Below are 10,802 nucleotides of genomic sequence, written 5' to 3' on the forward strand. Positions count from 1 at the left end.
ATTTAGTAGTTTCGAAGGCTTCTTAGTCGCCGAGCGCCATTTGCACGAGATCGTCGACGTCCATCTCGGCAATCGCCATCTCTTCATCGGCCTCTTCGATCGAGCCGATTTCCGATTCGCCGTCGCCGAGGGCGACCAGCTTGACCAGGGCATCCATCAGTCCAGCTGCCCGGAATCGGGCCAGCGGGAGAGATGCGAGTGCATGCCGCAGCCGTTCCTCGTCCACTTCAAAATCAATTGCGCTGCTCTCCGGGAGCAATTCGCGGTAAAGGTGCCGTGCGAGGGTCTCCGGGTTCGGGTAGTCGAAGATCAGCGTGGCGGGCAGTTTCAGACCGGTCGCCTCGCACAGCCCGTTGCGCAATGCCACCGAGGTGAGCGAGTCGAATCCGGCTTCCTTGAATGCCGTATCCGGCTGGACGCCCCCCGGTCCGGTGTGCCCGAGCACGACCGCGGCCTGAGTACGCACCAGATCGAGGAGCAGGGCCTCCTGGTCTGCCGCGGTGAGCCCAGCCAGGCGGCGGACCAGCCCGCTTTCCCCGGCGGCTGCCGCCCGCGCCTGCTGACGGCCCGCCCGTACCAGGATCCGCAGCAGGTGCGGGACTTCCCCGCCGGCTGCCGCCTGGGTGCGCAGCTTCCTCAGGTCCAGCTTGACCGGCACCAACAGCGCCTGCCCGGATCCCACAGCGGCATCGAGCAGTTCCATGCCCTCCGCCGCGGTCAGCCGCAGGGATCCCCCGGGACGGTTCGCCCGGGTCCTGGTGAGCTCGTCGGTGCTTCCTGCCGCGCCGGCGGCCTGCTCCCACCGGCCCCAGGCCACGGACACACCCGGCAGGCCCGCCGCCCGACGGCTCGACATCAGCCCGTCCAGGAAGGCGTTGGCCGCCGCGTGGTTGCCCTGTCCGGCCGCGCCCATGAGCGAGGCCGCGGACGAGAACACGATGAACGCGTCGAGGTCGAGGCCGCGGGTCAGCTCGTCCAGGTGCCGCACCGCGTCCACCTTCGGCGCGAACACGCCGGCCAGGCGCTCCGGGGTCAGCGCCCCGATCACGCCGTCATCCGACACACCCGCCGTGTGCACGACACCGGTCAGGGGGTGCTCGGCCGGTACCGAGGCCAGCAGGGCCTGCACCTGGCCGCGGTCGGACACGTCACAGGCCGCCACCGAGACCGTGGCACCCTGCTCGGCGAGCTCGGCGACCAGGTCCTCTACGCCCTCGGCCTCCGGGCCCCGACGGCTGGCCAGCACCAGACTCCGCACCCCGTGCCGGGTGACCAGGTGCCGGGCGACGACGGCGCCCAACGAGCCGGCGCCCGTGACGAGGACGGTGCCCTCCGGCCCGAACACCTGCGGGACGTCCGGGACGTCATCGGCGGCCCGGACGAGCCGGGGTGCGGAAAGGGTCGTTCCGCGTACCGCGACCTGCGGCTCACCACCGGCCAGCACCGCTGCCAGCACCAGCTCCACCGCGCTTTCGGCACCGGGGTCGGTGTCCAGCAGGATGATCCGGTCGGGGTTCTCGATCTGCGCGGCACGGACCAGACCCCAGACCGCAGCTCCGGCCGGGTCGGTCACCACGCCGTCTCCGGCGGGCACCGCGCCACGCGTCACGACGACGAGCCGCGAATCCTCCGGCCCGGCAGCGGCCAGCCACGCCTGCACGATCCCGAGCACCCGGGAGGTCAGCGCCAGGACCGCGTCCGGGCCGTCACCCCCGACCGCGTCCAGGACCGCCGCCGCCGGGATCTGTGCGCTCCCGGCCAGTGCCGCGACCTCGTCGGCCGTGGCCACCGGCACCCACGAGGGCGAGACCTCGGCACCGTGGTCCGAGGACAGCTCGGTCCACTCCACCCGGAACAGCGAGTCGGCGACCGTCGAGCCCGCCGCGGCGCCCAACTGCTCGGCGGACACCGCCCGGGACACCACCGACTCCAGCGTCACCACCAGGCCGCCGGTCTCGTCCGCGGCCTCCAGCGACCGCACGTCCGGACCGAGCGGGGCCAGCCGTACGCGCAGTGCCGAAGCACCTGCGGCATGCAGGACCAGCCCGTTCCAGTCCAGCGGCTGCGGTACGGCCTGGCCGTCCGCTCCACCGTCGGAGATCCCGGCCTGCAGGGCTGCGTCCAGCAGCGCCGGGTGGATGCCGAACCTGGCGGCTTCCTTGCGCTGCTCCTCGGGCAGGGCCACCTCGGCGAAGAGCTCCTCGCCGCGCCGCCACAGCGCCCGCAGACCCTGGAAGGACGGGCCATAGCCGTAACCGCGCTCGACCAGGCCGGAGTAGAACTCCCCGACCTCGACCGGCTGCGCCCCGGCCGGCGGCCAGGCCGCGAAGTCGAAGCCGCTGCCCACGGCGCCCGGCTGGGCCCTGGCCGAGAGCACGCCGGTGGCGTGCCGCGTCCACACCCCCTCACCGGCGGCGTCCTCGCGCTGGGAGTAGATCTCCACGGTCCGCGAGCCGTTCTGGTCCGGTCCGCCGACGGCGACCTGGACCCGTACACCGCCGTGCTCGGGCACCGCCAACGGCGCCTGGATCACGAGCTCTTCGAGCACGCCGCAGCCGGCCTCGTCACCGGCCCGCACCGCGAGCTCCACCAGCCCGGTACCCGGCACGAGCACCACACCGCCGAGCGTGTGATCGGCCAGCCACGGGTGCGACTTCAGCGACAGCCGCGAGGTGAAGACCAACCCGTCGGACTGCGGCAACTGCACCACCGCGCCGAGCAGCGGGTGATCGGCCGTCGTCTGGCCCAGCGACGCCGCATCCGAGGCCGTCGCGGCCGTCTGGAGCCAGTAGTGCCGGTGGTCGAAGGCGTACGTCGGCAGCTCCACGCGCCGCGACGGCGCCGTCTGCGGGAGCACGCCGCTCCAGTCCACGGCCACGCCCCGCACGAACAGTTCGGCCATCGAGGTCATCAGCCGTCGCAGCCCGCCGTCCTCGCGGCGCAGCGAGCCGGTCACCACCACATCGGTGCCGGTGGTGTCCACGGTCTCCGTGATCGGCTGGACCAGTACCGGGTGGGCGCTGACCTCCACGAACACGCCGTGACCCTGGTCGAGCAGGTCGGCCACGGCGGGACCGAAGCCCACCTGGCCGCGCAGGTTCCGGTACCAGTAGTCACCGTCCAGGACGCCGGCGTCCGCCACCCAGCCGCCGGCGACGGTGGAGTAGAACGGCACCGTCGGGGCCTGGGCGTCGATCCCGGCCAGGGTTTCGGCGAGGGTGTCGCGGATGGCCTCCACGTGCCGGGTGTGCGAGGCGTAGTCCACCGCGACCCGCCGGGTGCGCACGCCCTGGCCCGACAGCGCTTCCAGGACCTCGTCCAGCGCCTCGGCGTCACCGGCGATCACCACGGACGACGGGCCGTTGACCGCCGCGACCTCGACCCGGTCCGCCCACGGCTCCAGCCACTCGACCGCCGCATCCGCGCTCAGCGCGACCGAAGCCATACCGCCACGGCCGGCCAGCTCCTTGGCGATCGCCTGGCTGCGCAGCGCCACCACGCGGGCCGCATCCTCCAGGGACAGCGCACCCGCCACACACGCGGCGGCGATCTCACCCTGCGAGTGACCGAGCACCGCATCGGGCTTGACCCCGACCGACTCCCAGACCGCCGCCAGACCCACCATCACCGCGAAGCTCGCCGGCTGAAGGACATCGACCCGCTCCAACAGCTCGGGCTCGGCCTCGCCGCGCAGCACCTCGACCAGCGACCAGTCGATCCACGGCTCGAGAGCGGCAGCGCACTCCGCGATCCGCTCCGCGAACACCGCAGAAGAGTCCAGGAGTTCACGGCCCATACCCGCCCACTGCGAGCCCTGACCCGGGAACACCCACACGACCCTGCCCGAAGCGGTCGCGCTACCGGAGACCACACCGGGCGCGCCCTCACCCCGCGCCAGCGCCTGCAGACCGGCCAGCGCCTCCTCGCCCGAGCCGGCGACCACGACCGCCCGCTCGCCGAAGAGCGTACGGCCCGACACCAGCGCCCCGGCCACGTCCGCCGGCGACACCCCGCCGGTGCCCTCGACGAACGACGCAAGCCGCTCGGCCTGGCCCGCGAGCGAGGCGGCGCTCCGCGCCGACACCACCAACGGCACCACACCGGCCGGAGCGGACGCCTGAGCGACGGTCTCGGCCGTCTCCGGCGGCGCCTCCTCCAGGATCAGGTGCGCGTTCGTCCCGCTGATACCGAACGAGGACACACCGACCCGGCGCGGATGGCCGTTGCGCGACCACTCCCGCGTCTGCGTCAGCAGCTCGATGGCACCCGCGGACCAGTCCACCTGGCTCGAAGGCTCGTGTACGTGCAGCGTGCGCGGCATGACCCCGTGGCGCAGCGCCTGCACCATCTTGATCACGCCGGCCACGCCGGCAGCCGCCTGCGTGTGACCGATGTTCGACTTCAACGAGCCCAGCCACAGCGGCTGCTCGGGGTCGCGGCCCTTGCCGTAGGTGGCGAGCAGCGCCTGCGCCTCGATCGGGTCGCCCAGGGCGGTGCCCGTGCCGTGACCCTCCACCACGTCCACGTCGGACGGGGAGAGTCCGGCGCTGGCCAGGGCCTTGCGGATCACCCGCTGCTGCGAGGGACCGTTCGGTGCCGTGAGGCCGTTCGACGCGCCGTCCTGGTTGACCGCGCTGCCCCGCAGTACGGCGAGCACCCGGTGGCCGCGCTCGCGCGCCACCGACAGCCGCTCCAGTACCACCAGACCGACGCCCTCGGACAGCACCGTGCCGTCCGCGCCGTCCGCGTACGCCTTGCACCGGCCGTCGGCGGCCATGCCGCGCTGGCGCGACATGCCGAGGATTCCGATCGGCGATCCCATGACGGCGACACCGCCGGCGAGCGCCATCGAGCACTCGCCCTGGCGCAGGGCCTGCGCGGCGAGGTGCATCGCCACCAGGGACGAGGAGCACGCCGTGTCCACGGTGACCGCGGGGCCCTCGAAGCCGAAGGCGTACGACACGCGGCCCGAGGCCACGCTGCCCGCCGTGGCGGTCGTGACGAAGCCTTCGAGTTCCGCGGGCATGTGCGTCAGGGACTCGACGTAGTCGTGGATGGAGACACCGGAGAAGACGCCGATGTCGCTCCCCTGTGCCGTGCTCGGGTCGATGCCCGCCCGCTCCAGCGCCTCCCAGGAGGTCTCTAGCAGCAGCCGCTGCTGCGGGTCCATCGCCAGCGCCTCGTTCGGCGAGATGCCGAAGAACGCGGCGTCGAACTGGGCGGCCTCGCGGAGGAATCCGCCCTGGTCGGTGGCCGAGGTGCCCGTACGGTCGGGGTCCGGGCCGTACAGGCCGTCCAGGTCCCAGCCGCGGTCGTCGGGGAAGGGGGACATGCCCTCACGGCCTTCGGACACCAGCTGCCACAGGCCGTCGGGGTCCGAGACCCCGCCCGGCAGCCGGCATGCCATGCCGACGATCGCGATGGGCTCGTCCGGATCCGCGACGGCGGCCGCAGCCGCGGCAGGGGTGCCGGCCGCCGCCGCGTCACCGAGCTCCTCGCGCAGGTGGCGGGCGAGGGCGACCGGGGTGGGGTAGTCGAAGATCAGCGTGGCCGGCAGCTTCACGCCGGTCGCCGCGCTCAGCCGGTTCCGCAGCTCGACCGCGGTCAGCGAGTCGAACCCGATGTCGCTGAACCCACGGGTGCCCTGGGCCAGTTCGGGGCCGCTGAAGCCGAGCACGTTGCCCGACTCGGCCTGGACGACGGTCAGCAGGATGCTCTCCTGCTCGGCCGCCGACAGCCCCGCGAGCCGGCGGACCAGTCCGCTGCTGTCCCCGGCAGCCGCACGCGCCACGCGCCGACTCGCGCGGACCAGGCCGCGCAGCAGGTGCGGAACTCCCCCGCCGGCTGCCGCCTGGCTCCGCATGGTCTTCAGGTCCAGCTTGATCGGCACCAGCAGCGCCTGGTCCGCGTGCAGGCCGACGTCGAAGATGTGCAGGCCCTCGGACGGCGTCATCGCCAGCACGCCACCGCGGCTCATGCGGGCCTGGTCGACCGCGCTGAGGTGCGCGGTCAGGCCGTTGCTCTGCTCCCACAGGCCCCAGGCCAGAGACAGCGCGGGCAGGCCCGCCGCCCGGCGGCCGGCCACCAGACCGTCGAGGAAGGCGTTCGCCGCCGCGTAGTTGCCCTGGCCGGCCGACCCCATGAGCGAGGCCGCGGACGAGAACACGATGAACGCGTCGAGGTCGAGGCCGCGGGTCAGCTCGTCCAGGTGCCGTACCGCATCCACCTTCGGCGCGAACACCTTCGCGAGCCGCTCCGGGGTCAGCGTCGCGATCACACCGTCGTCCAGCACACCGGCGAGGTGTACGACGCCGGTCAGCGGGTGCTCGGCCGGCACCGACGCCAGCAGGGCCTCGACCTGGCCGCGGTCGGACACGTCACAGGCCGCCACGGACACGGCAGCACCCAGCTCGCCGAGCTCGGCGACCAGCTCCTGCACCCCCTCGGCGGCCGGACCACGACGGCCGGCCAGCAGCAGGTGCCGCACCCCGTGCCGGGTGACCAGGTGACGGGCCACCAGACCGCCCAGGGCGCCGGTACCGCCCGTGACCAGGACGGTCCCCCCGGCGCGGAACACCGCGGGCTCCTCCGGGACCTCTCCGCCGGCCCGGACGAGCCGGGGGACGGAGAGGGCCGCTCCGCGCACCGCGACCTGCGGCTCGCCGCCGGCCAGCACCGCGCCCAGGACGGGAACCGCTCCGTCACCGGAGGCCGGGTCGGTGTCGATCAGAATGATCCGGTCGGGGTTCTCGGCCTGCGCGGCACGCACCAGACCCCAGACGGCCGATCCGGCCGGGTCGGTGACCTTGCCGTCGCCGGCGGGGACCGCGCCCCGGGTCACCACGACCAGGCGCGACTCCTCCAGCCCGGTCCCGGCCAGCCAGGCCTGGACGACCTCCAGCACCCGGGATGTCGACTCCAGTACCGCGTCCTCGCCGTCGGCGCCGGTCACGGCCTGGAGGACCGCCACCGCCGGGACGGCGGCGCTCCCTGCCAGAGCCAGCACGTCGTCGGCGCCGGAAACGGCCGCCCACGACGGAGCGGGCTCCGCCCCTTCGGCCGGGGGCAGCTCGGTCCACTCCACCCCGAACAGCGAGTCGCGGCTCTCATCGCCTGCCGCGGCTCCCAGCTGGTCGGTGGACACGGGCAGGGACACCAGCGAGTCCATCGTCAGGACCATGCCGCCGGTCTCGTCGGCGGCCTGGAACGACAGTGCGTCCGGCCCGCACGGGGCGACCCGCACCCGCAGTGCCGAGGCACCCACGGCGTGCAGCACCAGCCCGTTCCACGCGAAGGGCAGCACCTGGCGGTCGTCGTCCGGATTGGCGAAGGCGTTCGTGTGGAGGGCGGCGTCGAGCAGCGCCGGGTGCATGCCGAACTTGCCGGCCTCCTCCCGCTGCTCCTCGGGCAGGACGGCCTCGGCGAAGACCTCGTCACCGCGCCGCCACACCGCCCGCAGGCCCTGGAACGCCGGGCCGTACGCGTAGCCGCGCTCGAGCAGGTCGGTGTAGAAGGTCCCGACCTCGACCGGCTCGGCACCCGGCGGCGGCCACGCGGCGAAGTCGTACGCCTGGGCGGTCTTCCGTGTCGCCGACGAGGCCGCCAGGAGTCCGGTGGCGTGCCGCGTCCATTCGTTCGCGCCGCCCTCGCCGACGGCGTCCTCGCGCTGGGAGTACACGTCCACCGTGCGCGAGCCGGTCTCGCCCGGTCCGCCGACCGCGACCTGCAGCCGCACGCCGCCCTGCTCGGGCAGCACCAGCGGCGACTCGATCACGAGCTCTTCCAGGACGCCGTAGCCGAACTCGTCGCCGGCCCGCACCGCGAGGTCGACGTACATCGTGCCGGGGATGATGACCACGCCGCCGATCGCGTGACCGGCCAGCCAGGGGTGGGTCCGCAGCGAGAGCCTCGAGGTGAAGACCAGCCCGTCGGACTGCGGCAGTTGCACCACCGCGCCGAGCAGCGGGTGATCGGCCCCGGTCAGCCCCAGCGAGGCCGCGTCGGTGGCCGATCCGGCCATCTGGATCCAGTAGTGCTGGTGGTCGAAGGCGTACGTCGGCAGGTCGATGCGGGCGGACGCCGTCCCGGCGGGAAGAACCGCGGCCCAGTCCAGCGCCACGCCGCGGACGAACAGCTCGGCCATCGAGGCGAACAGCCGTCGCAGGCCGCCGTCCTCGCGCCGCAGCGAGCCGGTCACCACCACATCGGTGTCAGTGTCGGTCTTGTCGACGGTCTCGGTGATCGGCTGGACCAGCACCGGGTGGGCACTGACCTCGACGAACACCCCGTGGCCCTGGGTGAGCAGCTCGGCCACGGCCGGACCGAAGCCCACCTGGCCGCGCAGATTGCGGTACCAGTACGCACCGTCCAGGACGTCGGCGTCCTCCACCCAGCTGCCGGTGACGGTCGAGTAGAACGGCACCGTCGGCGCCTTGGCGGTGACGCCGGCCAGCGCTTCGGCCAGCGTGTCGCGGATGGCCTCCACCTGCCGGGTGTGGGACGCGTAGTCCACGGCCACCCGACGTATCCGCACGCCCTGGTCGTCCAGCGCGTCCAGCGCCTCGTCCAGCGCCTCGGCATCACCGGCGATCACCACGGAGGTCGGCCCGTTGACCGCGGCGACCTCGACCCGGTCCGCCCACGGCTCAAGCCGCGCGGCGGCCTCGTCCACGCTCAGCGCGACCGAGGCCATGCCGCCGCGCCCGGCCAGGTCCTTGGCGATGGCCTGGCTGCGCAGCGCCACCACACGCGCCGCATCTTCCAGCGACAGCGCACCCGCCACGCACGCGGCGGCGATCTCACCCTGCGAGTGGCCGAGCACCGCGTCGGGCTCCACGCCCACGGACGCCCATACGGCTGCCAGGCCCACCATCACTGCGAAGCTGGCCGGCTGCACCACGTCGACCCGCTGCAGGAGCTCGGGCTCGGTCTCGCCGCGCAGCACGTCCAGCAGCGACCAGTCGACCCACCGCTCCAGCGCGGCTGCGCACTCGGCCATCCGTTCGGCGAACACCGGCGAGGAGTCGAGGAGTTCACGGCCCATGCCCGCCCACTGCGAGCCCTGGCCCGGGAACACCCACACGACCTTGCCCGGCGTACCCGAACCGGCCACCACACCGGGCGCGCTCTCACCGCGCGCCAGCGCCTGCAGAGCAGCCATTGCCTCGTCGTCGGAATCCGCGACGACGACAGCGCGCTCGCCCAGCACCGCACGGCCCGACACCAGCGCTCGGGCCACGTCCGCCAGCGGCACCTCGTCGGTGCCGTCGAGGAATTCCGCGAGCCGCCCGGCCTGGGTCGCCAGCGAGCCGGCGGTCCCCGCCGACACCACCAGCGGCACCGCACCGGCAGGCCGGTCCTGCTCGGTGACGGGCTCCGCAGCCTCCTGCGGAGCCTCCTCCAGGATCATGTGCGCGTTCGTGCCACTGGCACCGAAGGCGGAGACACCGGCGCGGCGCGGGTGACCGTTCTGCGGCCACTCGCGGGCCTCGGTCAGCAGCTCCACCGCACCCGAGGACCAGTCCACCTGGGGGGTGGGCGCGTCCAGGTGCAGGGTGGCCGGGAGCGTACGGTGCCGCAGCGCCTGGACCATGTTGATGACGGCGGCGACACCGGACGCCGCCTGCGTGTGCCCGATGACGGACTTGACCGAGCCGAGCCACAGCGGCTGTTCCGGGTCGCGGCCCTGCCCGTAGGTCGCCAGCAGCGCCTGCGCCTCGATCGGGTCGCCCAGCACCGTGCCCGTGCCGTGGCCCTCCACCGCGTCCACGTCGGCCGGGGTGAGCCCCGCGCTGTCGAGCGCCTTGCGGATCACCCGCTGCTGCGACGGACCGTTCGGCGCCGTCAGACCGTTGGAGGCCCCGTCCTGGTTGACCGCGCTGCCGCGGATCACGGCCAGTACCCGGTGCCCGCGCTCCTGCGCCACCGACAGCCGCTCCAGCAGCACCACGCCCACGCCCTCGGCCCAGCCGGAGCCGTCGGCGCCGGCGGCGTAGGACTTGCAGCGCCCGTCGAAGGCGAGTGCGCGCTGACGCGCGAAGCCGACGAACCCGCCCGGCGTCGCCATGACCGTCGAGCCGCCCGCGAGCGCCATGGAGCACTCGCCCCGGCGCAGCGCCTGGGCGGCGAGGTGGATCGCGACCAAGGAGGAGGAGCACATGGTGTCGACCGTCACCGCGGGACCCTCGAGCCCCAGGGTGTAGGCGACCCGCCCGGAGGCGACACCGCCCGCCGTGCCCAGGGCGCGCTCCAGGCTGAGGTACCCCTCGAAGCCGCTGAGGTCCGGCGCGTAGTCCTGGTGCACGATTCCGGCGAACACGCCGATGTCGCTGCCGCGTACCGAGTGCGGGTCGATTCCGGCCCGCTCGAAGGTCTCCCAGGACACCTCGAGCAGCTGTCGCTGCTGGGGGTCCATCGCCAGGGCCTCGCGCGGCGAGATGCCGAAGAACCCGGCGTCGAACTGCGCGGCGTCGTGCAGGAAGGCGCCTTCGCGCACGTACGTCGTACCGGGGTTGTCGGGGTCCGGGTGGTAGAGGCCCTCGACGTCCCAGCCGCGGTCCTCGGGGAACGTGCTGTACACGTCGGCGCCCTCGGACACCACCCGCCAGAAGTCCTCCGGTCCGCGGATCCCGCCGGCGTACCGGCAGGCCATGGACACGATCGCGATGGGCTCCGAGGCTGCCGCGACGAGTGTGCTGTTCTCCTGCTGAAGCCGGGCGTTCTCCTTCAGCGAGGCACGCAGTGCCTCAACGACCTGCTGGTCGGGCGCCGACATATCCATCCTCCACGATTCGTTCACAGGC

The 10,802-nt window shown here is 73.4% G+C and carries 1 protein-coding gene; it reads right to left on the bottom strand.

Features of this window, described 5'->3' with window-relative positions:
• Positions 1 to 22: 22 nt before the first annotated feature.
• Entirely contained in the window at positions 23 to 10,798 is a 10,776-nt protein-coding gene (locus tag AB5J51_RS12110) for a type I polyketide synthase (protein WP_369777701.1), read from the bottom strand.
• Positions 10,799 to 10,802: the final 4 nt, after the last annotated feature.

The organism is Streptomyces sp. R33, from assembly GCF_041200175.1.
In the GTDB taxonomy this organism is placed as follows: Bacteria; Actinomycetota; Actinomycetes; order Streptomycetales; family Streptomycetaceae; genus Streptomyces; species Streptomyces katrae_B.